General features: G+C 58.3%; 20 protein-coding genes and 1 tRNA gene. 15 read left to right on the top strand and 6 right to left on the bottom strand.

Going from position 1 to position 23,062, the window contains the following annotated elements:
- Positions 1 to 144: 144 nt before the first annotated feature.
- The 5 genes from FB593_RS07555 (at position 145) to FB593_RS07535 (ending at position 6,777) form a co-directional block, all read left to right on the top strand.
- Positions 145 to 1,161 (top strand): extracellular solute-binding protein, encoded by a 1,017-nt coding sequence (locus FB593_RS07555; protein WP_112752218.1) that lies wholly within the window; start codon positions 145 to 147, stop codon positions 1,159 to 1,161.
- A gap of 72 nt (positions 1,162 to 1,233) precedes the next feature.
- On the top strand, positions 1,234 to 2,910 hold the full coding sequence (locus FB593_RS07550) for an ABC transporter permease (protein WP_145166439.1): 1,677 nt from the start codon (positions 1,234 to 1,236) through the stop codon (positions 2,908 to 2,910).
- Between the two features lie 172 nt (positions 2,911 to 3,082).
- Entirely contained in the window at positions 3,083 to 5,272 is a 2,190-nt protein-coding gene (locus FB593_RS07545; RefSeq protein ID WP_080799606.1) for a TonB-dependent siderophore receptor, read from the top strand.
- A gap of 102 nt (positions 5,273 to 5,374) precedes the next feature.
- On the top strand, positions 5,375 to 6,256 hold the full coding sequence (locus tag FB593_RS07540; protein WP_003514892.1) for a helix-turn-helix transcriptional regulator: 882 nt from the start codon (positions 5,375 to 5,377) through the stop codon (positions 6,254 to 6,256).
- 128 nt (positions 6,257 to 6,384) lie between these two features.
- Positions 6,385 to 6,777, top strand: a complete 393-nt coding sequence (locus FB593_RS07535; protein WP_003514894.1) for a PRC-barrel domain-containing protein — start codon at positions 6,385 to 6,387, stop codon at positions 6,775 to 6,777.
- Positions 6,778 to 6,843: 66 nt separating this feature from the next.
- Here FB593_RS07535 and FB593_RS07530 read toward each other — a convergent pair whose 3' ends face one another.
- The 4 genes from FB593_RS07530 to FB593_RS07515 all read right to left on the bottom strand — a co-directional run bounded on the left by FB593_RS07530 (position 6,844) and on the right by FB593_RS07515 (position 8,915).
- Positions 6,844 to 7,086 carry a DUF982 domain-containing protein gene (locus FB593_RS07530; protein WP_003514896.1) on the bottom strand — a complete coding sequence of 81 codons (243 nt, stop codon included), beginning with the start codon at positions 7,084 to 7,086 and terminating at the stop codon, positions 6,844 to 6,846.
- Between the two features lie 327 nt (positions 7,087 to 7,413).
- Positions 7,414 to 7,572: a YqaE/Pmp3 family membrane protein gene (locus tag FB593_RS07525; protein WP_003514897.1), complete on the bottom strand. Its 159-nt coding sequence runs from the start codon at positions 7,570 to 7,572 to the stop codon at positions 7,414 to 7,416.
- 167 nt (positions 7,573 to 7,739) lie between these two features.
- Positions 7,740 to 7,815 (bottom strand) — tRNA-Thr (locus tag FB593_RS07520).
- 137 nt (positions 7,816 to 7,952) lie between these two features.
- Positions 7,953 to 8,915 (bottom strand): NAD(P)H-dependent flavin oxidoreductase, encoded by a 963-nt coding sequence (locus FB593_RS07515; protein ID WP_025592384.1) that lies wholly within the window; start codon positions 8,913 to 8,915, stop codon positions 7,953 to 7,955.
- A gap of 255 nt (positions 8,916 to 9,170) precedes the next feature.
- On the opposite strand from FB593_RS07515, the gene FB593_RS07510 reads away from it, so the two are divergent.
- Positions 9,171 to 10,316 (top strand): hypothetical protein, encoded by a 1,146-nt coding sequence (locus tag FB593_RS07510; RefSeq protein WP_013635415.1) that lies wholly within the window; start codon positions 9,171 to 9,173, stop codon positions 10,314 to 10,316.
- 61 nt (positions 10,317 to 10,377) lie between these two features.
- On the opposite strand, the gene ppk2 is transcribed toward FB593_RS07510, so the two are convergent.
- Entirely contained in the window at positions 10,378 to 11,259 is an 882-nt protein-coding gene (ppk2, locus tag FB593_RS07505) for a polyphosphate kinase 2 (protein ID WP_003514903.1), read from the bottom strand.
- A 240-nt stretch (positions 11,260 to 11,499) separates the two neighbouring features.
- Between ppk2 and phoR the strand changes: the two genes are divergently transcribed.
- The 7 genes from phoR to phoB all read left to right on the top strand — a co-directional run bounded on the left by phoR (position 11,500) and on the right by phoB (position 19,436).
- On the top strand, positions 11,500 to 12,759 hold the full coding sequence (phoR, locus tag FB593_RS07500; RefSeq protein WP_046205579.1) for a phosphate regulon sensor histidine kinase PhoR: 1,260 nt from the start codon (positions 11,500 to 11,502) through the stop codon (positions 12,757 to 12,759).
- A 195-nt stretch (positions 12,760 to 12,954) separates the two neighbouring features.
- On the top strand, positions 12,955 to 13,989 hold the full coding sequence (locus FB593_RS07495; protein WP_003514907.1) for a substrate-binding domain-containing protein: 1,035 nt from the start codon (positions 12,955 to 12,957) through the stop codon (positions 13,987 to 13,989).
- A 274-nt stretch (positions 13,990 to 14,263) separates the two neighbouring features.
- Positions 14,264 to 15,748, top strand: a complete 1,485-nt coding sequence (pstC, locus tag FB593_RS07490) for a phosphate ABC transporter permease subunit PstC (RefSeq protein WP_003514909.1) — start codon at positions 14,264 to 14,266, stop codon at positions 15,746 to 15,748.
- Positions 15,745 to 17,067 carry a phosphate ABC transporter permease PstA gene (gene pstA / locus FB593_RS07485; protein ID WP_003514911.1) on the top strand — a complete coding sequence of 441 codons (1,323 nt, stop codon included), beginning with the start codon at positions 15,745 to 15,747 and terminating at the stop codon, positions 17,065 to 17,067. The genes pstC and pstA overlap by 4 nt, the downstream gene beginning before the upstream one ends.
- 14 nt (positions 17,068 to 17,081) lie before the next feature.
- The gene (pstB, locus tag FB593_RS07480) at positions 17,082 to 17,897 is read left to right on the top strand and encodes a phosphate ABC transporter ATP-binding protein PstB (protein WP_003514913.1); all 816 of its coding nucleotides are present in this window, start codon (positions 17,082 to 17,084) and stop codon (positions 17,895 to 17,897) included.
- A gap of 98 nt (positions 17,898 to 17,995) precedes the next feature.
- A complete protein-coding gene (gene phoU, locus FB593_RS07475; protein WP_003514921.1) occupies positions 17,996 to 18,721 on the top strand; it encodes a phosphate signaling complex protein PhoU in 726 nt (241 codons plus the stop codon).
- Between the two features lie 31 nt (positions 18,722 to 18,752).
- Positions 18,753 to 19,436 carry a phosphate regulon transcriptional regulator PhoB gene (gene phoB / locus FB593_RS07470; RefSeq protein WP_003493692.1) on the top strand — a complete coding sequence of 228 codons (684 nt, stop codon included), beginning with the start codon at positions 18,753 to 18,755 and terminating at the stop codon, positions 19,434 to 19,436.
- Positions 19,437 to 19,737: 301 nt separating this feature from the next.
- On the opposite strand, the gene FB593_RS07465 is transcribed toward phoB, so the two are convergent.
- A complete protein-coding gene (locus FB593_RS07465; protein WP_003514924.1) occupies positions 19,738 to 20,271 on the bottom strand; it encodes a GcrA family cell cycle regulator in 534 nt (177 codons plus the stop codon).
- 430 nt (positions 20,272 to 20,701) lie between these two features.
- On the opposite strand from FB593_RS07465, the gene FB593_RS07455 reads away from it, so the two are divergent.
- Positions 20,702 to 21,904, top strand: coding sequence for an aspartate aminotransferase family protein (locus FB593_RS07455; protein ID WP_145166438.1), 1,203 nt, complete (start codon positions 20,702 to 20,704; stop codon positions 21,902 to 21,904).
- A 54-nt stretch (positions 21,905 to 21,958) separates the two neighbouring features.
- Positions 21,959 to 22,876: an ornithine carbamoyltransferase gene (gene argF, locus FB593_RS07450; protein WP_003514928.1), complete on the top strand. Its 918-nt coding sequence runs from the start codon at positions 21,959 to 21,961 to the stop codon at positions 22,874 to 22,876.
- Positions 22,877 to 23,062 lie beyond the last annotated feature (186 nt).

Genomic DNA, 23,062 nt, shown 5'->3' with positions numbered 1-23,062 from the left:
AGCGGATTTGCATGTTTATTTTCACTCCATTTTCAACTGTTGGTGATCGAAACCCGTCTGAAAACGGCCAAATAAAACTTGATTTGATACGTCATGTATGATGTTTGCTCCCCCTATATTGCGCATCGAAGAGGGAGACACACCATGACGAAATTTGCCAAACTTGCCCTGCTTGCCAGCACGGTCGCCTTTGCAGCGGGATCAGTCAGCGCTGCTGAACTGAATATCTACACCACGAGAGAGCCGGCCCTGATCCAGCCCCTGCTGGAATCCTTCACGGCTTCCAGCGGTGTCAAGGTCAACACCGTATTCCTCAAGGATGGCCTTGCAGAGCGCGTTCTGAGCGAGGGCGCGAGCTCACCTGCCGACGTGCTGATGACGGTGGATGCCGGCAATCTCGTCGATCTCGCTGAAAAGGGTGTTACTCAGCCGGTTGAATCCGAAACCCTGAACAAGGCTATTCCGGCGGAACTTCGCGACGCCAAGGGCCACTGGTTCGCACTTTCCATGCGTGCCCGCGTTCTCTATGCGGCGAAGGATCTAGACCTTGCCTCCTTCAACTATGAAGACCTGGCAGATGCGAAGTGGAAGGGCAAGATCTGCATTCGCGCCGGCCAGCATCCCTATAATACGGCTCTCTTTGCCGACTACATCGCTCACTATGGCGCAGCGGACACCGAAAAGTGGCTTGCCGGCGTCAAGGAAAATCTGGCCCGCAAGGCAGGCGGCGGCGACCGTGACGTTGCCAAGGATATCCTCGGCGGCATTTGCGATATCGGCATCGCCAACTCCTATTATGTCGGCCTGATGCGCTCGGGCAAGGGTGGCGAGGAGCAGGTGAAGTGGGGCGACGCGATCAAGGTCGTTCTGCCGACGTTCAAGAATGGTGGCACGCAGGTCAACATCAGCGGTGCGGCTGTTGCCAAGAACGCACCGAACAAGGCCGAAGCCGTCAAGCTTCTGGAATACCTTGTTTCGGACGAAGCCCAGAAGATCTATGCCGAAGCCAACTTCGAATATCCGGTCAGGCAGGGCGCAGCACTCAACGACATCGTTGCCTCCTTCGGCACCCTGAAGGTTGACAACAAGTCGCTGACGGAGATCGTCTCTCATCGCAGACAGGCGAGCGAGCTGGTCGACAAGGTCGGTTTCGACCAGTAAAGGCCAATTGGCGACAACAAGTTGGAAGGCGTTCGCATCCGCGGGCGCCTTCCCTGTATTTTCAAGAAGCTCATGAATCCAGACGCCGTCCAGCCATTGATGCCCCGCGCAAGACCAAGGTTTTCATCCTCCTTCTGGTGGTTGAGCCTGTCTCTGGCAGCGGTCTGTGGCGCCATGCTGCCGGTTCTGGCACTCGTTTCGCAGGCGGTGCAGGGGTCTGATGGCCTGTGGTCCCATCTCGGTTCCAGCGTGATTTTGACGGCTTTGCCGGATACCGCCGTTCTGATGCTCGGCGTCGGGTTGCTGGCCGGTGTTATCGGCACATTTGCCGCCTGGCTGGTTACGGCCTATGATTTTCCCGGCCGCAAAATACTGGAATGGGCGCTGCTGCTGCCGCTCGCCATGCCCACCTATATCGTCGCTTACGCCTATCTCGATATCCTGCATCCGATCGGGCCGGTGCAGGGGGCGATCCGCTGGCTGCTGGGCTATTCCAGCCCGCGTGAATTCCGCCTGCCGGACATAAGGTCCATGACGGGCTGCATCATCCTGCTCGGTTTCGTGCTGTTTCCCTATGTCTATATTCCCGTGCGCGCCATGTTCCTCACGCAGGCGGGCAACCTGCTTGAAGCGGCACGCACGCTTGGCGTTTCCAGACGCGCGGCTTTCTTCAAGGTTGCGGTGCCTTTGGCACGCCCGGCCGTCGCGGTCGGCATCAGCCTTGCCCTGATGGAAGCGCTGAACGATATCGGCGCATCGGAATTCCTTGGTGTCCGAACACTCACCGTTTCGGTCTATACCACATGGGTCACGAAATCCGACCTGCCCGGTGCGGCGCAGATCGCGCTTTCCATGTTATTCATCGTGGTTGCCCTCGTGGCATTTGAACGATGGGCGCGGCGCAAGCAGCGTTATACCGTGTCGGCGCAGAAAAGCAGGGAACTGGAGCCTGTGCGTCTCACCGGTCTTAAAGCTTGCGGTGCCTTTGCGCTCGGCAGCCTGCCGGTTCTGATCGGCTTCGTGGCGCCGGCAAGCTATCTCGTCACCGAGGCATGGAAGCGTTTCCGGTTCAGCGGACTGTCGTCCCGTTTTGCCGATGAGGCTCTGAATACCATCCTCTTTGCCGGACTGGCGACGGCGATCACCCTCGTCCTCGGCCTTGCGGTCGCTTACGCGATGCGCCTTGCTCCGGGACGCCTCTCGCTCTGGTCCTACCGGCTTTCCACGGTAGGTTACGCGGCCCCCGGCACGGTCATCGCCATAGGTGTGCTGATTGCGATTGGCGGCTTCGACCGGTTTGTCGACCAGACCATGCGCGACTGGTTCGGCATATCCACAGGCCTCATTTTCATCGGCAGTGGTGCGGCCCTGATTTACGCCTATTCGGCGCGGTTCCTCACCATTGCGGCTGGCGGCGTTGATGCCGGCCTGAGCCGTATCCCGCAATCCTTCGATCACGCCTCGCGAACGCTGGGACGATCCGCAACACAGACATTCAGACAGATCCATCTGCCGCTTTCAAAGGCATCGCTGGCCGCCGCCGCCTTGCTGATCTTCGTCGATTGCGTCAAGGAACTTCCCGCCACACTCCTGTTACGGCCGCTGAATTTCGAGACTTTCGCAACCCATCTTTACGGTGAGGCGGCGCGTGGCACCTACGAGGAAGCGTCGATTGCGGCCTTGGCGATTGTCGTCATCGGCATCCTGCCGGTCATGCAGCTTGCAAGGATCGGGCGGCGCAAGAGCTGACGCCTGCACCATAAATGACAGGCGCAAAACTGTGCGAGAAGCCAATAAGCTTCAAATCTGCCCAGAAAACGACAAGCATCCGGCCTTAATCCTGATGTAAATACTCAGCTTAATTGAGGTGCTGCGGCCTGCCGTATATAAACGTCGGCCGTGATCTGTTTCGGGGCATATCTTGAAAAATTTGCATGAGATGTTTTTGGGCCGCCTGGCTTTGGGAACGGCTGCCATTGTTTTGATGGCGCCATTGGTAGGTCACGCACAGCAGACGACCGTCCTGCGTGAGATCACCGTCGAGGGGCAGGGCGCGGAAAACGCCACTGGTCCGGTCCGGGGGTACGTTGCGAAGAAAAGCGCGACGGGTTCGAAAACTGAGATGGAAACGAAGGACATTCCCCAGTCCGTATCGGTCGTCGGCCGCAAGGAAATGGATGACCGCGGTGTCGTGACCAAGATCGACGAGGTACTGCGCTACACGCCCGGCGTAACGGCGGAACCTTTCGGCACCGATCCGGATACGGACTGGTTTTACATTCGCGGTTTCCAGGCAACCCAGACCGGCGTGTTTCTGGATGGGCTGAACCTGTTCAGCTACGGTTTCGGCGGTTTCCAGATGGATGCCTATGGTTTGGAGCGGGTGGAGGTGCTGAAGGGACCGGCTTCGGTGCTCTACGGCGGCGCCAATCCCGGCGGCATCGTGCAGATGGTTCGCAAGCGCCCGCAGGATGAGCCGGTCCGCGAAACGGAAATCGGCATCAACAATTTCGGCAATGCTTTCTTCGGTTTCGATCTCGGCGACAAGATCGATGGTGAGGGTGTGTGGAAATACCGCGTCACTGGCAAGGTCTCGGGCGGCGATAATTACACCGACTACTCCGAGGATCTGCGTGGCTTCATCATGCCGCAGATCACCTTCGAGCCGGATGCTCAGACCAGTGCCACGCTCTACGGCTATTTCTCGGCGCTGGATCAGGTGCATGTCGGCAATGGCTTCCTGCCCTATGTCGGGACTGTGGTTGACGCACCTTTCGGCAAGCTCGACCGCAAGGCCTTTTATGGCGAGCCTGATATCGACAATGGTCGCGTCTACCAGTCCATGGTGGGTTACGAAGTCAGCCACGAATTCGACAATGGCTGGAAGATCAGCCAAAACGCCCGCTACGGCCACCTCTACAAGCACGAAACCGGACCCTATGCGGGCGGCTGGGCCAATACCGACGCCAATGGCCAGCCAATCCTCGATGCCACCACCAATGACTATATGCTGACCCGCTTTGGTTATGACGGCCTGTCGAAGGTCGACAGTTTCGGCGTCGACAACCGCGTCGAAGGCCAGTTCGATACCGGTGCTGTCAGCCATTCGTTGCTCTTCGGTCTCGATTATAAATACTACAAGCTGGATCAGGTGCAGGCGTGCTGCGGATCGAATGCGATCGGTGCGCTCAACCCGGTCTATGGTTCGACGCAGGGAACGAATTTCGTCTACGCCAATAACGTGGTGACGCAGCAGCAGATCGGCATCTATGCACAGGACCAGCTGCGTTTCGGCGATGGCTGGCTGGTAACGCTGAACGGGCGCTACGATTACGTCGATACCGAACTGAACAACAGGCTGCCAGCGGGTGTGTCTCGCCGCTCAAATGACGATGCGCTAAGCGGTCGCGCCGGTCTTGCCTATGAATTCGACAATGGCCTGACGCCCTATGTCTCGGCGGCCACCTTCTTCAATCCGCTCATCGATACACTTGCGGATGGCAGCTCCGCCGTACCCGAGGAAGGACATCAGTTCGAGGCCGGTATCAAATACGAGCCGACCTTCTTCGATGGCAGCATCACCGCCTCTGTCTTCAAGCTTGTGAAGGACAACGCCATCGTTTCCTATACCGCCGGCGGCGTAACGACGAGCGGCCAGTTCGGACAGGTGGAGTCTACCGGCTTTGAGCTGGAGGCGAAGGCCAATCTCACCGACAACTGGAAAACCATTGCCTCCTATTCCTATACCGATCTCGATATCACCAAGGACGCCAATCCTAACCTGATCGGCAAATCGCCGTGGATCGTGCCTGCTCACACCGCGTCGCTTTGGGTGGATTACGCCTTCACCGATGATACGTTTGAAGGCCTCAGCATTGGCGGCGGCGTGCGTTATCAGGGCAAGTCCTGGGCAGATGCGGCAAACACGCTGCGTGTTCCGGATGCTGCGGTCTTCGATGCCGCGATCCGCTACGAGAAGAACGACTGGACGGCATCCGTCAACGTCGCGAATGTCTTCGACAAGGAATACGTCAAGAGTTGCGCCGGCGTCTCGGTTTGCGGCTGGGGTGACAGCCGCACCATCACCTTCAAGCTTTCCAAGAAGTGGTAACGGGTAGCTGGCAGTTGCGGGAAAAATAGTTTGCCCCTATAAACATGAATAGTCTTATCATGTTTATAGGGGCGCCTTTGCGCCTTGCGGGATCGAGAGGCCATGGCTTTCCGCGTTCGGATGGAAAATGAGATCGAGGGCTTTGCCGTCATCGGCGGCCCACGCTCGCGGGTGTGGAACGGCATCGTCGCCGATCTCTGGGACGTGCGTTGCGCATCGAAGGCGGGTGGCCGGTATGTCGGCAAGGACCCGCGTTTCGTTTTCCTGCTCGATATGGATGGGACGGATGATGGCCGGTTCATGATGAACCGTAGCCGCCGCGACAATTACGCGTCATCCGAAGCGAACCGCATTTCCTTCGTACCGGCCGACCTGGATGTACATGCGGAACTCAGCAATGTTTCCTTCGTGCGCCATCTCGATCTGCACTTCGATGCGGGATTGCTGGGGGCGCGGCTGGTGCAGGGGTTCGATCCGCACGGGTTGCTCGATCCGCACCTGATGTTCGAGGATGAGCGCCTGCTGGTGCTTGCGCGGCTGATCGCCGCCGAATGTGATAATCCAGACCCTTTGCACGATCTATACGGCGAAAGCCTCGTGCTGGCGCTGTTGACGGATTTCCTCAAGGTGAAGCGGGAGCCGGTCAAAAAACGCAGCAAGCTGGCCTCCTGGCAGTTGAGGGCGGCGACCGATTACATTCGCGAACATTGCCTGCGGTCGATAAGGCTGGAGGAACTGGCAGAACTCACCAACCTGTCGCAATCCCATTTCAGCCACGCCTTTAAGGCGTCGACAGGCGTACCGCCGCATCAATGGCAGATGCAGGCGCGTATCGATCGGGTCAAGGACCTGATGATGCGAACCGACATGGCGCTGACCGACATCGCCATCGCAGCCGGGTTTTCGGATCAGGCGCATTTTTCCCGCGTCTTCCGTAAAATGGTCGGCGTTTCTCCTTCCGTTTGGCAAAAAATCCGCCAATAGGGCTTTTTCCGCGCCTCCTGATCCGCGTCTTCAGTCCGCAGCGCGCGAAAAGCTTCGGAACGAATTTCCGGTGGAGGGGTTTACCAAGCGTAATACTCACGAGGAAAAAACCAAGGAGGAAAGACGTTATGTTGCATCAAGAACCCCGTGCCGGGCAGGACCCTTACGTCAAGGATACACCGAGCCTAATCGCCAGCGACAAGGTTGAGGGCACGCGCGTCTATGGCGCCGATGGCAAGCATATCGGCTCGATCCAGCGGATCATTCTGGAAAAACGCGGCGGCCGTGTCGCCTATGCGGTTTTGAGCTTCGGTGGCTTTTTCGGGATCGGCGACGACTATTATCCGCTGCCGTGGGAAAAGCTCCATTATGACGAAGAGCTTGATGGCTATCGCATCGATCTTACCAAAGAGCAGATCGAAAATGCGCCTCACTTCGCCAACCTGGACGACGACGACCTGCTGCATGCGCGAGACCGCAAGGTTTACGACTACTACGGCGTCGCACCTTACTGGATGTAGATCGAACGAAATATAGCAAGCATGAAAATGGCCCCTTTCGAGGGGCCATTTGTCGTCTGAATATGGTCAGTGCGGATTTTTCTGCATCTCGGAAACCGCATCGGTAAAGCACTTTCGCGCTTCCTCCGGCGATTTACGTCCATCAAGCGCAGCGCGGCAGGCGCTTCTGGCTCTCACGAAACTCAATCCGCGAATTTTGGGCCAGCCTTCCGTCAATAACATCAGTGCCTCGAACGGCCCGGCGATAACGCTTTTGCCCTTCGCCTCGAGATTGACCTCGACAGGCTCTGTCCATCTCTCGTTCTTCATCGTGCACCTCCCAGAGCAACGCGATCCCGAAATACACCCGACAGCAAAGCAACCCATGAACGCAGCCGTGTGTTACCGCTGATTAGAATAAGCGCAAGCGATCGAATTGACAACGGTGATCAACGAAAGCCGAAAAACGACAGAATCGCCAGAACGATGACGACGAGGCCCACGATGTAGATGATCTGGTTCATGATTTTCTCCTTAGCTGGTGTCATCACCATAACGTGAGGGAGAAGATGAGGTTCCAGTCGTCATTACGAATTTAATCACGTACTAAAATATTGTGCGCATCTGATGGTTGTCCCGTCATATGCTGCGCAAATCTCATTTGCGCAGGATCACCCAGATCGCGTGAATGATGCCGGGAATGTAACCGCAAAGCGTGAGCAGGATATTCAACCAGAAATGGAGGCCAAGTCCGACCTGGAGAAACACGCCAACCGGCGGAAGAATGATGGCGATGAGAATACGAAGGACATCCACGATGGCAAGCTTTCCATTTGATTGCGACTTGCTGCTCAACGTGCGGAGGCCTGTTTGGTTTCAAAGGTTTTATGATTGCAGCAGCAGCGCCAAATGACGATTTCCGCCAGTGGACAACGCCGCGCCAAAGACAACTCAATGTCGGAAATGAATTTTTTAGGAAGAAATGGTGCCGCTTACGTGACTCGAACACGTGACCCCGTCATTACGAATGACGTGCTCTACCAACTGAGCTAAAGCGGCCCGATTGTGACCCGTTTGTTACGGATCAGCTTCATGGCGGGCTGATACAGGCAATGCTGACGGATTTCAAGCCTTGAATGCGCGGGTTTCGAAAAATCCGAAAAAAAGCTTTGCCTGCCCGTTGTTTATAGGTGGCTTCAGCCTCTCGCGCAGATGCGCTGTCTGGCTGCCTCATACTCGCGTACCAGCCGATCGACGAGGTCAGCCACCGGCTCCACCACCTTGACCGCGCCGATGCCTTGTCCGGCGCCCCAGATATCCTTCCAGGCCTTTGCGCCGCCGGTGGCGGTTTCGAAGTCCATCTTGGAAGGGTCTGCTTCCGGCAGGTTGTCGGGGTCCATGCCTGAGGCGACGATCGAGCTTTTCAGGTAGTTGCCGTGTACGCCCGTGAAATAGTTCGAATAAACGATGTCCTTGGCCTGTGCCTCCACGATCGCCTGCTTGTAAGCGTCGGAGGCCCTGGCTTCCTGCGTCGCGATGAAGGGGGAGCCTATATAGGCCATATCCGCGCCCATGGCCTGCGCCGCAAGGATGGAGCCGCCATTGGCGATGGCGCCAGCCAGCAGCAGGGGACCATCGAACCATTCGCGGATTTCCTGAACCAGGGCGAAGGGTGAAAGCGTGCCCGCATGTCCGCCGGCACCCGTTGCCACTGCAATCAGCCCGTCCGCGCCCTTGCGGATGGCGGAGCGGGCGTGGCGATCGTTGATGACATCATGCAGCACGATACCGCCATAGGAATGCACGGCCGCATTGACTTCCGGTACTGCACCGAGCGAGGAAATCACCACCGGCACCTTGTATTTGACGCAGAGGCCGAGATCGTGTTCCAGCCGCCGGTTGGACATATGTACGATCTGGTTGACGGCGAAAGGAGCGGCCGGGCGCTCGGGGTTGGCCCTGTTGTGGGCGGCCAGATCCTCGGTGATCATTGCCAGCCATTCGTCCAGCTGGCTTTCGGGCCGCGCATTCAGCGCCGGGAAAGCGCCGATGACACCCGCCTTGCATTGCGCCAGCGTCAATTGCGGATGCGAAATAATGAATAGCGGTGACGCTATGACCGGAAGACGCAGATTGTCTTTCAGCACGGACGGCAGCATGTCTCCTCCCACGGATTACGTTTACGCGCACGTAAGTCAATATCGTGTTCGGCGGCGGATTGAAAGCGAAAACAGCGTCGCACTGGTCCGGCAGACCTGCGCTCGCAGCGCCACAATGGATCGATTTTCCCCAAGGCAATCCGGTCTTTATCGCAAACGATGCTTGCGGAGGCGCGGCATAGCCGTTACCGAATCGTAAACCAATGGCGCACTGCCACATATTTTTTGCGAAGAGCAGTAGAATAAGGATCGGTCGTGAGCGGACTGGAAACGGCAATCAGAAATGCTCTGGAAAAATCGGACAGATCGAACGCCGAAGTTCGTGCACGAATTTACCAATCGTCCCGTCAGGCACTGGAAGCGGGCCTGCGCAAGCAGGGCATAGACGACCCGCAGATTGTGGGCCAGCAGCGCCAGCGGCTCGAAAGCCTGATCCATGTTATAGAGAATGAAGAGCGGAATCGTCTTCTGGACAGGGTGGAGCAGCAGTTGCGGCCGCCTGCGCCGGAAAGTGCGGCGCATGACGGCCCCTCGGTCGATCCCGTCTCACAATCGCAGCATCACGGCGATATGGCCGTCGAGCCGGAATTGCGTGGCGAAACGCGCGACGTGCGGCCGGGCGCCGCTGCCGCTCCGGAACCTCTGAGTGCTGGACGTCGTAATGGAAAACCGCCAAGAAGAGGCTCCAGCGCAGGTGACGCCTCGCTCGCGTTTCGTCCGGAAGGTGCCGTTGGCCGCCGCAAGCGTCGCGGACTTTTCGCCCGGCTTTTCATGCTCGTGACACTGCTTGCCTTTGTTGGTTTCGGCGCCTGGTGGGTCTATTCCTCCGGCCTGCTGCTCACGCCGGAGCAGCGCGATACCAGCGTGCCCAATCCGCCGGCACAAGTCCAGGCGGAGGACTTCAACGGTACTGAGCCCGCGCCGAGCCTTTCCGCCGGCCGCGGTTTTTCCGACGACTGGGTGGAAGTATTTAATGCGGAGCGCGGCAGTTCCGGAGTTTCGGCAGGCCCCCGCGCCAATGTCGAGAACATCGCCACACCCGCCGGCAAGGCGATACGGGTGACGTCGAGAAGCGTCTCTCAGGACGGCGCAATCAGCGTCGAGGTTCCGGTGGAAGTGATGCGCGACATGGCGGGTAAATCCTCGACCATCTCGATCACGCTGCAATCCTCCAGCGATCGGCAAACGCAGGTTTCCGTAGCATGCGATTTCGCCACGTTGGGCGATTGCTCCCGTCACCGTTTCACGGCCACGGCCGAGCGTGCGGATATGCTGCTGAACACGACGTTCGAGCGTTCGCTTGCCCCGAATGCGCCCGGCAAGATCTTCATCAACAGCGATATCGATGGCAATGCCCGCCCGGTGAACCTGTACTCCGTGCGCATTTTGCCGGGTCAGTAAGAATCCAGCAAGAAGAGGGAACAAGCGCCGCAGCCGGGGCGCTTGTTGACGTCTCCCAGTCTTATTTCAGAAAACCCGGTCCTGATCCAAGGATCTTGTCGTCGATTTCGCCAATCGCCTTTTTGTCCTTGCCGTCGTAGTCAAGCGTATTGAGGATGTGGCGAATGAGGTTCACCCTCGCACGGCGTTTGTCGTTGGCGCGCACCACCGTCCACGGGGCGACATCGGTGTGGGTCTTTTCCAGCATCTCGTCGCGCTTTTGTGTGTAGTCGTCCCACTTCGTCAGCGCGGCGATATCCATGTCGGAAAGCTTCCAGCATTTCAGCGGGCTGTGGCGACGGTCATGGAAGCGCTCGATCTGCGTTTCGCGGCCGATATCAAGCCAGAACTTGAACAGATGAACACCCTCGTGGACCAGCATCTTTTCGAGGCGTGGTGTTTCCTTGAGAAAGCGCTTGTGCTCTTCCGGGGTGCAGAAGCCCATGACAGGCTCCACCCCGGCGCGGTTATACCAGGAACGGTCGAAGAGGACGAATTCTCCAGCCGTCGGGAAATGCGAGATATAGCGCTGGAAATACCATTGGCCACGCTCGGTCTCGGTTGGTTTGGTCAGCGCCACGACACGGGCATAGCGGGGGTTGAGGTAAGCGTGGGCCGCAAAGATCGCGCCGCCCTTTCCGGCGGCATCGCGTCCTTCGAAGACAGCCATCACCCGTTTGCCGGTGGCCTGCAGCCAGAACTGCACCTTGACCAGCTCCACCTGCAGCGCCTCGAGGGTGGCGTCGTATTCCTCCCGCTTCATCTTTTTGTCGTAAGGAAAATCTCCGGCGGAAAGCTTCTTCTCCTCCACCCAGTCGGGAAGAACCGGATCGTCGATGTCGAAGCTGCGCAGCTTGCCGCCAATGGTGATCTCCACCGATCGCTTCTTCGTTTCTTCGCCCATGCTTTCCTCCTGATGTTGTTGTGTAAAGGCAACTCGCTGCCAATGAGTTCATATCCACCCGCATAATTCAAGTGAAAGAGGATTGGTTAGCCGGAGTGCTACCGCAGTGACGATTGCGGCGCAGATTTTGCGCATATACGCTGTGGAAAATACGCGATGATGAATCTCTGTCATGAAGCTGGCCTATGAGACTCCGATGCGCTGTCAGGTGAAAGTGGAAAGTGTGCTGAAATGGCAGTCATGAAAGGCGAGAGTGGATTGAAGCTTTTTGCGAAAAAGCTTGGCCGAAACTGGTTGCCTGTTCTCGTCGTCAGCATGCTTGCCGTCGCTGCCGTTTCTGAGTTGCAAACACCCTACATGCCCGCCGTGTTGTGGCTCTGCGCCGTCATCGCTATTTTGACCGCTCGGCAAAAGCCGGAGGAGCCGGCTAAGGATGAAACCGCAGCTGCTGAGGCGGAAGAACCTGATGTGCCCGGCGAAAACGTCATTTCCGGGGTGAGGGCGGGTCTGGCCGTTCTGGATACGCCGGTCTTCATCCTCGATAAAAACGCAGGCGTTCTTTATCAGAACGGCGCGGCGGAACGCGCCTTTGGCCAGCTTCCGGCCGGCGCGCATATTTCCGCTCGGCTGCGTTCGCCGGGCTTGCTGGATGTCATTCGCGAAACCATCACCACCGGCCAGCCCAACCAGGTCGAGCATTCCGAGCGTTTTCCCTCAGAGCGGGTCTTCATCGTCCGCATTGCCCGGGCGGATGCGGGAGAGGCGGCGGGTCCACCGTTCTACATCCTGTCGTTCCGCGATGTTTCGGAGCTTCGCCGCATCGACCGCATGCGCAGCGACTTCGTCGCCAATGCAAGCCATGAATTGCGCACCCCGCTCGCCTCGCTGCGCGGTTTCATCGAAACCATGCAGGGGCCGGCCCGCAACGACCCCAAAGCGCAGGAACGTTTCCTCGCCATCATGCTGGATCAGGCCACACGCATGAGCAGGCTAGTGGATGACCTCATGTCGCTTTCAAGGCTGGAATTGCGGGCGAATATTGCGCCGGATCAGAAGGTCGATCTCGTCCCAGTCATCGGCCATGTCCGGGATGCGTTGCTGCCACTCGCCAACGAGCTGGATGTGGTTATTACGCTGCATCTGCCCGACCGGCCGGCAGAAGTGCAGGGCGACCGCGACGAACTGGTGCAAGTGTTTCAGAACCTCGTTGAAAATGCTTGTAAATATGGCCAGGAAGGCAAGGTCGTGGATGTCTGGCTGCGTGCCGAACCCGGTAAGCCGGTGGAGGTGAGCGTCATTGACAAGGGGCCGGGCATTCCTGCTGAACATGTGCCGCGTCTGACGGAACGGTTTTACCGCGTCAGTGTCGCTGACAGTCGCTCCAAAAAAGGGACCGGCCTCGGGCTTGCCATCGTCAAGCACATCCTCACTCGCCACCGCGCCCGCCTCATCATTAAATCGGAACTGGGCAATGGCACGGACTTTACCGTCAGATTCTGACATAGAGTACGTTACAGTCTTTGGCTTCGAAAAATTTTATAAATAAAATCAATAATTTAGTCTGTCACAAATCTTTCACCGAAGTGACATAAAAGGAAGTGGTTACGGTGGTTAAGAAGAGACCGCCGAGCGCATGCTAAGAGCGTCTGCCGCTATCGGCTGCGTCCACAAACAAGCCCACGACGGGAGAGACAAATGAACTTCGTTAAATTTTCCGCAGCAGCTCTGGTGGCTTCTGTCGCCTTCGCTGGCGCCGCCGCTGCTCGCGACCAGATCCAGGTTGCTGGTTCCTCCACGGTTCTGCCCTATGCCAAGATCGTTGCCGAAACTTTTGCTGAGACTTTCCCGAACTTCAAGGCTCCGGTTGTTGAGTCTGGCGGCACGGGCGGCGGTCTGAAGGCGTTCTGCTCCGGCGTCGGCGAAGGCACCATCGACATTGCAAACGCTTCGCGCCCGATCAAGAGCGACGAACTTGCCGCTTGTAAGGCCGCTGGCGTTGCCGACGTTCAGGAAGTGAAGATCGGCTACGACGGCATCGTCTTCGCAATGGACTCTTCCAACAAGGACATCAAGCTCGAGCCGAAGGATCTGTACCTCGCGCTCGCCGCTGAAATCGTCAAGGATGGCAAGCTCGTTGCCAACCCTTACAAGAAGTGGTCGGAAATCAACAAGGAACTGCCTGATGTAGCGATCGCCGCTTACATTCCGGGTTCCAAGCACGGCACACGCGAAGTCTTCGAAGAGAAGATCATGGCTGACGGCTGCAAGGAAGCCAAGGCGACCGACGCCATCAAGGCGCTGATCACCGACGCCAAGCAGGCTGCTGCCAAGTGCGTTGCAGTTCGCAAGGACGGCGCTGCAGTCGACATCGACGGCGACTACACCGAGACGCTTGCCCGCATCGACGCCAACAAGACCGGCCTCGGCGTTTTCGGCCTGGCATTTTATGAAAACAACGCTGACCGCCTGAAAGTTGCGACCGTCAGCGGCGTTGTTCCGTCCACGGAAACCGTTGCCAGCGGCAAGTACCCGGTTTCGCGCCCGCTGTTCTTCTACGTGAAGAAGGCTCACTTGGGCGTTATCCCGGGCCTCAAGGAATATGTCGAGTTCTTCGTTTCTGACGAAATGATCGGCCCCGACTCCCCGCTCGCAAACTACGGCCTCGTTGCCGCTCCGGAAAAAGAACGCGAAGAAATTCGCTCCAAGTTCGCTGCCGGCGCTTCGATGTAATAAACAAGGAGGGGTGCGGCCTGCCGCACCCCTCTCTCCGCTCCGGTACCGTTGTGCTTAAGGCGGCTGTCTCCGGTTGACAGTTCCCATCCATCGCCGTCCACATAATTGTTGATGGATTACAGATGGATAGGATGTATCAACCTTGACGCTTGCCAGACTTTGTTACAGTCAGGCGGCAAGCATCTCTGGATGGTCCAGCGGTCTCGTTTTGATGACTTTTTGATTTGCCCGATATCGCACCGTGCTCTTGAGGCACGACGAGGGAACTCTAATGAACACATCGATCCTTTTGCTGATACTGGTGTTGATCGGCATCGGCAGTTATCTGCTCGGCAGCCGCCGCGCCGTTGCTTTGTCTGGTGGGCGTCCCTCCAGCATGCATTCCCGTGCCGGTTATCACGGTTCCTACGCTGTCGTCTGGGCGGTGCTGCCTGCGGCGCTCATTCTCTGTATCTGGCTTGTTATCAGCCCGCTGATCGTTACCTCTGCGGTGCGTGGCGAATTTCCCGAAGATGTGCGCTCCCAATCCGAAGCGCAGCAGAGCCTGACCTATGGCATGGTAACGTCCATCGCCCGCGGTCTTCAACGTCTGACGCCGGAAGAAACCGCAAAGGTTGATGCGGATACGGCTGCGGTAAGATCGCTTCTTGCATCGAAGGGCGTGGCAATTGCCGGCGAACCCCAGCGTTTCATGGTCGATGCCGCCCAGACGCTGAATGCGATGACCTCCACCAGCCGCCTGGGCATGATCGCCACCGTGCTGCTGGCCGCATTCGCCGGTGCCGCTTATGCACTGCGTTCAATCGCGCCGCGTTTTCGGGCGCGCAACAGGGTGGAGCGGGTCATTCTCGCGGCTCTGGTCGTCGCGTCGTCCATCGCCATCCTGACGACCATCGGCATCGTCCTTTCGATGCTTTCGGAAGCAATCCAGTTCTTTACCATGGTTCCGGCGCACCAGTTCTTCTTCGGAACGGTATGGGATCCGCGTTTTGCCGCTGCCGGTGCGACCGACTCTTCCGGCCAGTTCGGCCTGATCCCGCTGCTCGCCGGCACGCTCTATATTGGTTTCGTCGCCATGCTGGTCGCCGTTCCGGTCGGGCTGTTTTCGGCGATCTATATGTCGGAATATGCGACGCCGCGCCTTCGCTCGATAGTAAAGCCGTTGCTCGAGGTGCTCGCGGGCATCCCGACGATCGTCTACGGCTTCTTCGCGCTGACGACTGTTGGTCCTTTCCTGCGAGATATTTCTACGCAGATCAGCGGTCTTGCGACAGGCAACTACGCCAACTTCATCCAGGCGCAGAGCGTCATCACCGCCGGCTTCGTCATGGGCATCATGCTGATCCCTTATGTTTCGTCGCTGTCTGACGACATCATCACCGCCGTGCCGCGTTCGTTGCGCGATGGCTCTCTCGGTCTCGGCGCCACGCGCTCTGAAACCATCAAGAAGGTCATCCTTCCCGCCGCTCTTCCCGGCATCGTCGGCGCCGTGCTGATGACGGCGTCGCGTGCGATCGGCGAGACCATGATCGTGGTTCTTGCGGCTGGTGTCGCTGCCCGCCTGCAGCTCAACCCCTTCGAACCCATGACAACAGTGACGGTCAAGATTGTCAGCCAGCTGACGGGTGACCTTGAGTTTACCTCGCCGCAAACGCTGGTGGCCTTCGCGCTGGGCATAACTCTTTTTGCAATCACGCTTTGCCTGAATATCTACGCGCTTTACATCGTGCGCAAATACCGGGAGCAATATGAATGACCGACATCGTTTCCCCGGCGGCCGGTGCTGCCGCCGTGAACAAGGCCACGCGCCGTGATATCGGCATCAAGCGTCGCTATGCAGCTGAACGCCGCTTCCGCGCCTATGGATTGGCAGCAATCTCGTTCGGCCTCATCTTCCTCTTTCTGCTGCTCTGGTCGGTCGTATCCAAGGGTCACACCGCCTTCCAGCAGACGATGATCACCGTTCCGGTCGAGTTTTCCGAACTGATCATCGATCCAAAGAACGAGCGCGCAACCAATCCGGCAAAGCTGATGACGGCCAACTACCCCGTCCTCGCCCGTGATGCGGTGGCAAAGGTTCTCGGCGTCGCGCCGACGGATAAGGCCGGTCTTCGCGCCGTCAACGTCATGATCTCCGACAGCGTACGCACCCAGCTGCGTGATATCGTCGTCGCCGATCCGTCCGTCATCGGCACCACGCGCAGCGTCACGCTTCTGGCGTCGGGTGATGTCGACAGCGCCTTCAAGGGCCAGGTCGACATGTCGGGGGATGAAGCAAACCGCCGTATCTCGAACCAGCAGCTCGGCTGGATGAACCAGCTCGTGGAAAGCGGACAGCTTGGCAAGCATTTCAATACCGGCATCTTCGTCAACGGCGCTTCGAGCCGTCCGGAAGCCGCGGGTGTTGGCGTTGCGCTGATCGGCTCGTTCTACATGATGCTGATTGTGCTGGTGCTGTCGCTGCCGATCGGTGTTGCGGCCTCCATCTATCTGGAGGAATTTGCCCCCAAGAACCGGTTGACGGACCTTATCGAGGTCAACATCAACAATCTGGCGGCTGTTCCCTCCATTGTTTACGGTCTGCTCGGTCTCTCCGTCTTCATCAACTTCATGGGCTTTCCACGCTCGGCCTCGCTGGTCGGTGGCCTCGTCCTGACGCTGATGACGCTGCCGACGATCATCATCGCCACCCGCGCTGCATTGAAGGCCGTGCCGCCGTCGATCCGCGCCGCCGCACTCGGTCTTGGCGCTTCCAAGATGCAGACGATTTTCCATCACGTCCTGCCGCTGGCAATGCCTGGCATTCTGACCGGCACCATCATCGGTCTCGCCCACGCACTGGGCGAAACGGCGCCGCTGCTTCTGATCGGCATGGTGGCATTCGTCGCGAACTATCCGACAACGCCTATGGATCCGTCCACGGCCCTGCCGGTGCAGATTTACATGTGGGCGAACGAAGCTGAGCGCGCCTTTGTCGAACGGACATCTGGCGCTATCATCATCCTGCTTCTGTTCCTCATTCTCATGAATGTTGGCGCAATCCTGTTGCGTCGCCGCTTTGAGCGGCGCTGGTAGAGGGAGCTAGAGCAATGAACATGTTGTCGGAAGCAGCAGTTGAAAAGGCGCTGGACAAGAAAATGAATGAAGTCTCATACAAGATGATCGGCAAGGATGTTTCGGTTTATTACGGCGAAAAGCGCGCGCTTTACGACGTGAACCTCAATGTCCGCGAAAACACGGTGACTGCACTTATCGGCCCGTCCGGTTGCGGTAAATCCACTTTCCTGCGCACCTTGAACCGCATGAACGACACGATCGACGGTTGCCGGGTCACCGGCAAGATCACGCTCGATACCGACGATATCTACGATCAGCAGATCGACGTCGTGGAACTGCGTGCCCGCGTCGGCATGGTGTTCCAGAAGCCGAACCCGTTTCCGAAGACGATTTATGAGAACATCGCCTACGGCCCGCGTATCCATGGTCTCGCCCGCAACAAGGCAGATATGGACCAGATCGTCGAGCATAGCCTGCAGAAAGCGGGTCTCTGGAACGAGGTGAAGGATCGTTTGCTGGAATCCGGCACGGGCCTCTCCGGTGGCCAGCAGCAGCGTCTGTGCATCGCACGCGCGGTTGCCGTCAGCCCGGAAGTGATCCTGATGGACGAGCCGTGCTCGGCGCTGGATCCGATCGCGACTGCGAAGGTCGAGGAACTGATCCACGAACTGCGCACCAACTACACCATCGTCATCGTCACGCACTCCATGCAGCAGGCGGCGCGCGTTTCCCAGCGTACGGCCATGTTCCATCTTGGTCATCTTGTCGAAGAAAACGAAACCGACAAGATGTTCACCAATCCGGACGACCAGCGCACGCAGGACTACATCATGGGCCGCTTCGGCTGATCCCCGGCCGGTGCTTTATCGTAACCGTACAAGACTGGTGCCTCTGCCGTGCCCCGCTGTTGGGCACGCGCATGCAGGCCAAGCCGGAGGAATAGACCATGACACAGACAACGACCCATTCGCATATCCTGTCTGCCTATGACGACGAACTGAAGTTTCTGACGCGCCGCATCGCCGAAATGGGCGGTCTTGCCGAGCAGATGTGCGGTGACGCCGTGCGCGCACTCGTCAATTCCGATGCTGCGCTCGCGCAGAAAGTCATTTCGGACGATACCATTCTCGACCACGCTGAGCGCGAAATCGGCGACAAGGCGATCGTAACCATCGCCAAGCGTCAGCCGATGGCGGCAGACCTTCGCGAGATCATCGGCACCCTGCGTATCGCCGCCGATCTCGAACGCGTCGGCGATCTTGGCAAGAACACGGCCAAGCGCGTTATCGCTGTCGCCGGCACCGGCGTTCCGCGCAAGCTCGCCCGCGGCATCGAGCATCTGTCCGACCTGGCGCTGGTGCAGCTCAAGGAAGTCCTCGACGTCTATTCCACGCGTTCCGCCGAAAAGGCCAATGCGATCCGTGAACGCGACGAGGAAATCGATGCCATGTACACGTCGCTCTTCCGGGAGCTTCTGACCTACATGATGGAAGACCCGCGCAACATCACCACCTGCACGCATCTTCTGTTCTGCGCCAAGAACATCGAGCGTATCGGCGATCATGCGACCAATATCGCAGAGACGATCTATTACATGACCACCGGCAGCCAGCCGGAGGGCGAGCGTCCGAAGGACGACAGTTCCAACACGCTTGGTTCGGTGACCGAGTAACAGACAAGCAGAAGCTTGCGGAGTTCAGCATATGGTGCCCAAGATTGCAGTTGTGGAAGACGAGGAAGCGTTGAGCGTCCTGCTTCGTTACAATCTCGAGGCTGAGGGATACGACGTCGACACGATACCCCGTGGCGATGAGGCGGAAATCAGGCTGCAGGAGCGCATTCCGGATCTTCTCATCCTGGACTGGATGTTGCCCGGTGTCTCCGGTATCGAACTATGCCGGCGCTTGAGAATGCGGCCGGAAACAGAACGCCTGCCCATCATCATGCTGACGGCGCGTGGCGAAGAGAGCGAACGGGTTCGCGGTCTCGCTACCGGCGCTGACGATTATGTCGTCAAGCCGTTCTCGACGCCGGAACTCATGGCCCGGGTCAAGGCCATGTTGCGCCGGGCCCGTCCCGAGGTTCTGTCGTCGGTGCTCAAATGCGGCGATATCGAACTGGATCGCGAGACCCATCGCGTTCACCGCAAAAGCCGCGAAGTGCGCCTCGGCCCGACGGAATTCCGCTTGCTGGAATTCCTGATGACGTCGCCGGGTCGGGTGTTTTCCCGCTCGCAATTGCTGGATGGCGTCTGGGGTCATGATATCTATGTCGACGAGCGCACTGTCGATGTGCACGTCGGACGTCTGCGCAAGGCCCTGAATTTCTCGCACATGCAGGATGTCATCCGCACGGTGCGTGGCGCGGGATATTCTATGGAAGCCTGAGCGACGCGGAACCAGGTGGTTTCGCTGGCGAAGTAGTGCACCAAAAAATCAGGAAGCCCGAAATCTGAAACGATTTCGGGCTTTTTCAATATGAATATCCGCCAAACTCGATGCCATTGTCCGTTTTGACCGGAGGAGATCGGCGGCGCGTTGAGATCCGGATAGAAGGGTCACGCCCAATAGTAAGGGGAAAGGGTGTGGCCTGCCATCAAGTCGCCCCAGAAAGCGGCTTGATTTTTGTCATAAAAAAAACGGGCCCGAAGGCCCGTAATTTTTGAGTGCTGAATGCGTGCCGCAACACTCAAGCCTTGCGGCGCTCGCTCACCGGCTGGTAGGCGAGTTTCGCATGGAACTTGCAATAGGGCGAAGATTCCAGCGCTTCACAACCGCAGAAATGGAAGTCGTCCTTCAGCGGATCGCCAACCGGCCATTTGCAGGTGCGCTCGGTCAGTTCCGTCAGCGTCAGGCGACGGGAAATCGGCGTGACAACGTTCTTGGAAGGAACGTAATCGAGCACCTGCGCGGTCTCGATATCGATCTCCTCGTGCAGCGCCGTTGCCGCGTTCGAACGGGTGAGGATACGCGCCGGTGCCGCGTTGACGCGACCTGCGAAAGTCGTCGCGCGCGGGGCAGGGGCAGCTGTGCGCTTCGGCGCGGAGCGTGCCGAAGTCACTGGACCGCCAGCCTTGACGCGTCCCGGCAGATTGAGACGATGGACCTTGCCGATCACGGCATTACGGCTGACGCCGCCCAGCTGCGCTGCAATCTGGCTGGCGCTAAGGCCCTCGGACCACAATTTCTTGAGCTTTTCGACTCGTTCGTCTGTCCAGTTCATGCCGCTTCTCCGCTTGTCGCGTGTATTTTCGGCAGAATCCCTCTCCGTCTCGCGCGCATGCCGCAAGCGTGGTTTCCGCCTGATTTTCGGTGACTAGTTCCGCCGCAATGCAGTCTAGTAATTAGCGATTAACCTAGTGCCAGCCCGACTCCGTGGCAAGAGTCGCGGGAATCATCTGGAATCGATTTTCCGGTTTTCCCCAACTTGCTGGCGTATTGAGTCTGAAAGGCAACACCTTGGGGCTGGCCCGCCGCCGCATACTAGTGCTTGAGAAGCCCGGGAAACGCTGACTTTTGTTGACATCGGCAAACGAAGTGACAATAGTGCCCCTGCCGCCGCAAGGCGGCATTTTGATTTTCAGGCGAGGGATAACCCCGCAAGCCTATTGACAACAGTTTGACAGCGCATCTGCGCAAGGAGTGATACAGCCATGGCCGAAGCCGGCGCGCCATTGTTTGATACGTTTTCAAGAGCCCCCCTGCGCTTCGAGCGCGGTGAGGGTGTATGGCTGTTCACGGAAAGCGGCGAGCGATATCTGGATTTTGCGGCCGGTGTCGCTGTCAACTCGCTGGGCCACGCCCATCCTCACCTCGTTGATGCGATCAAGACGCAGGCCGAGAAGGTCTGGCACGTCTCGAACCTTTATGAAGTGCCGGGACAGGAAAAACTCGCCAGGCGCCTGACGGAAGCGACTTTCGCGGACAAGGTATTCTTCACAAATTCAGGCGCGGAAGCCCTGGAATGCGCCATCAAGACCGCCCGCCGTTATCACTATACCAAGGGCCATCCGGAGAAGTTCCGCATCGTGTCCTTCGAAGGCGCTTTCCATGGCCGTACACTGGCGACGATCGCCGCGGGTGGCCAGCAGAAATACCTCGAAGGTTTCGGTCCCAAGGTCGAAGGTTTCGATCAGGTTCCGTTCGGTGATGTCGATGCCCTCAAGGCCGTCATCACGGCTGAGACTGCAGCACTTCTGATCGAGCCCATCCAGGGCGAGGGCGGCATTCGCTCGCCCAGCAAGGAATTCCTGCAAATTCTGCGCGGATTGTGCGACGAGCACGGCCTGCTGCTGATTTTCGATGAGGTCCAGACGGGTGTCGGCCGCACAGGCAAGCTGTTTGCTTATGAACATACCGGTGTTGCGCCCGATATCATGGCGGTCGCCAAGGGTATCGGTGGCGGTTTCCCGCTCGGCGCATGCCTTGCCACGGCAGATGCCGCTTCCGGCATGATGGCGGGCGTACATGGCACCACCTATGGCGGCAACCCGCTGGCCATGGCAGTCGGCAATGCCGTGCTTGACGTCGTTCTCTCCGAAGGTTTTCTCGAGAAGGTCCGTGACGTCGCGCTGGTCTTCCGGCAGGGTCTGGCCTCGCTCAAGGACCGTTATCCTGACGTGATCGAGGAAATTCGCGGCGAAGGTCTGCTTCTGGGCATCAAGGCGAAGATTCCTTCGGGCGAATTGCTGCAGGCCATGCGCGCAGAGCATCTGCTTGGCGTTCCTGCGGGCGACAATGTCATCCGTCTTCTGCCGCCGCTCGTCACCACGGCGGAAGAGGCCCGTGAGGGTCTTGCACGTATCGACGCGGCTGCCGCCTCCCTGACGGTTGCGAAACAGGCAAAAAGCGCCTGAAAAAATCAAGAGCGGGCCTCTCTTCAGGGGCTCGCAAGCATGGGACAGATTAGAATGGGTTCACCAAAACATTTTCTGGACCTCTCGGCCGTCGGGTCGGAGGATCTGCGGACAATTCTTGATGATGCGCGCACGCGCAAGATTGCCACCAAAACCGGCACGGCGGAAAAGCCGCTTGCTGGCAAGATGCTGGCAATGATTTTCGAAAAACCGTCCACACGCACCCGCGTCTCCTTCGATGTCGGCATGCGCCAGCTCGGCGGTGAGACCCTGTTCCTGTCGGGCACGGAAATGCAGCTGGGCCGCGCGGAAACGATTGGCGATACGGCCAAGGTTTTGTCGCGCTATGTCGATGCCATCATGATCCGCACCACGGATCACTCGCGTCTGCTCGAGCTTGCCGAACACGCCACCGTGCCTGTTATCAATGGCCTGACGGACGACACGCATCCCTGCCAGATCATGGCGGATATATTGACGTTCGAAGAACATCGCGGCCCGGTCAAGGGCAAGACCATTGCCTGGACGGGTGACGGCAATAACGTGCTGCATTCGTTCGTGGAAGGCTCCGCCCGTTTCGGTTACCGCATGGCGATGGCAGTCCCGATGGGTTCGGAACCGCACGACAAGTTCCTGAACTGGGCACGCAACAATGGTGGCGAAATCTCGCTGTACCACGATGCCGACAAGGCAGTGGCGGGCGCTGATTGCGTCGTCACCGATACCTGGGTGTCCATGAACCAGGAACACAAGGCGCGCGGCCACAATATCTTCCAGCCTTATCAGGTCAATGAAGCGCTGATGGCGAAGGCCAACAAGGAAGCGCTGTTCATGCACTGCCTGCCGGCGCATCGCGGCGAGGAAGTAACGGATGCAGTGATCGACGGGCCGCAATCGGTGGTCTTCGACGAGGCGGAAAACCGGCTCCATGCGCAGAAGTCCATTATCGCATGGTGCATGGGCGTCATCTGACCGCTATCGGCCGGGTGCTTGAACTCGGCGATGCACATTCCCATCTGTGGGGCTTCGAAGACGCTCGTCGGCTTTTCGCTGGCGGGCCACCTCACGATTTGCACGATTTTCCCCGGAGGCGGTTTCGCTTCCCGGATCTCTGTGCGACAAGCTGAAAAAGTACATTTTAAAAGCCGGACTTTTGGA

Source organism: Rhizobium sp. SJZ105, assembly GCF_007828365.1.
Lineage (GTDB): Bacteria > Pseudomonadota > Alphaproteobacteria > Rhizobiales > Rhizobiaceae > Agrobacterium > Agrobacterium tumefaciens.
This window is presented reverse-complemented; position numbering and strand designations above follow the sequence as displayed.

Excerpts from the sequence above, each read along its gene's own strand:
- phoR (WP_046205579.1), top strand. The coding sequence starts at position 11,500 with ATGAAAGGCGAGAGTGGATTGAAGCTTTTTGCGAAAAAGCTTGGCCGA.
- phoU (WP_003514921.1), top strand. The coding sequence starts at position 17,996 with ATGACACAGACAACGACCCATTCGCATATCCTGTCTGCCTATGACGAC.
- FB593_RS07550 (WP_145166439.1), top strand. The coding sequence starts at position 1,234 with ATGAATCCAGACGCCGTCCAGCCATTGATGCCCCGCGCAAGACCAAGG.
- FB593_RS07455 (WP_145166438.1), top strand. The coding sequence starts at position 20,702 with ATGGCCGAAGCCGGCGCGCCATTGTTTGATACGTTTTCAAGAGCCCCC.
- FB593_RS07515 (WP_025592384.1), bottom strand. The coding sequence starts at position 8,915 with ATGCTGCCGTCCGTGCTGAAAGACAATCTGCGTCTTCCGGTCATAGCG.
- pstA (WP_003514911.1), top strand. The coding sequence starts at position 15,745 with ATGACCGACATCGTTTCCCCGGCGGCCGGTGCTGCCGCCGTGAACAAG.
- FB593_RS07495 (WP_003514907.1), top strand. The coding sequence starts at position 12,955 with ATGAACTTCGTTAAATTTTCCGCAGCAGCTCTGGTGGCTTCTGTCGCC.
- pstB (WP_003514913.1), top strand. The coding sequence starts at position 17,082 with ATGAACATGTTGTCGGAAGCAGCAGTTGAAAAGGCGCTGGACAAGAAA.
- phoB (WP_003493692.1), top strand. The coding sequence starts at position 18,753 with ATGGTGCCCAAGATTGCAGTTGTGGAAGACGAGGAAGCGTTGAGCGTC.
- FB593_RS07555 (WP_112752218.1), top strand. The coding sequence starts at position 145 with ATGACGAAATTTGCCAAACTTGCCCTGCTTGCCAGCACGGTCGCCTTT.
- FB593_RS07465 (WP_003514924.1), bottom strand. The coding sequence starts at position 20,271 with ATGAACTGGACAGACGAACGAGTCGAAAAGCTCAAGAAATTGTGGTCC.
- FB593_RS07535 (WP_003514894.1), top strand. The coding sequence starts at position 6,385 with ATGTTGCATCAAGAACCCCGTGCCGGGCAGGACCCTTACGTCAAGGAT.
- FB593_RS07530 (WP_003514896.1), bottom strand. The coding sequence starts at position 7,086 with ATGAAGAACGAGAGATGGACAGAGCCTGTCGAGGTCAATCTCGAGGCG.
- pstC (WP_003514909.1), top strand. The coding sequence starts at position 14,264 with ATGAACACATCGATCCTTTTGCTGATACTGGTGTTGATCGGCATCGGC.
- ppk2 (WP_003514903.1), bottom strand. The coding sequence starts at position 11,259 with ATGGGCGAAGAAACGAAGAAGCGATCGGTGGAGATCACCATTGGCGGC.
- FB593_RS07540 (WP_003514892.1), top strand. The coding sequence starts at position 5,375 with ATGGCTTTCCGCGTTCGGATGGAAAATGAGATCGAGGGCTTTGCCGTC.
- argF (WP_003514928.1), top strand. The coding sequence starts at position 21,959 with ATGGGTTCACCAAAACATTTTCTGGACCTCTCGGCCGTCGGGTCGGAG.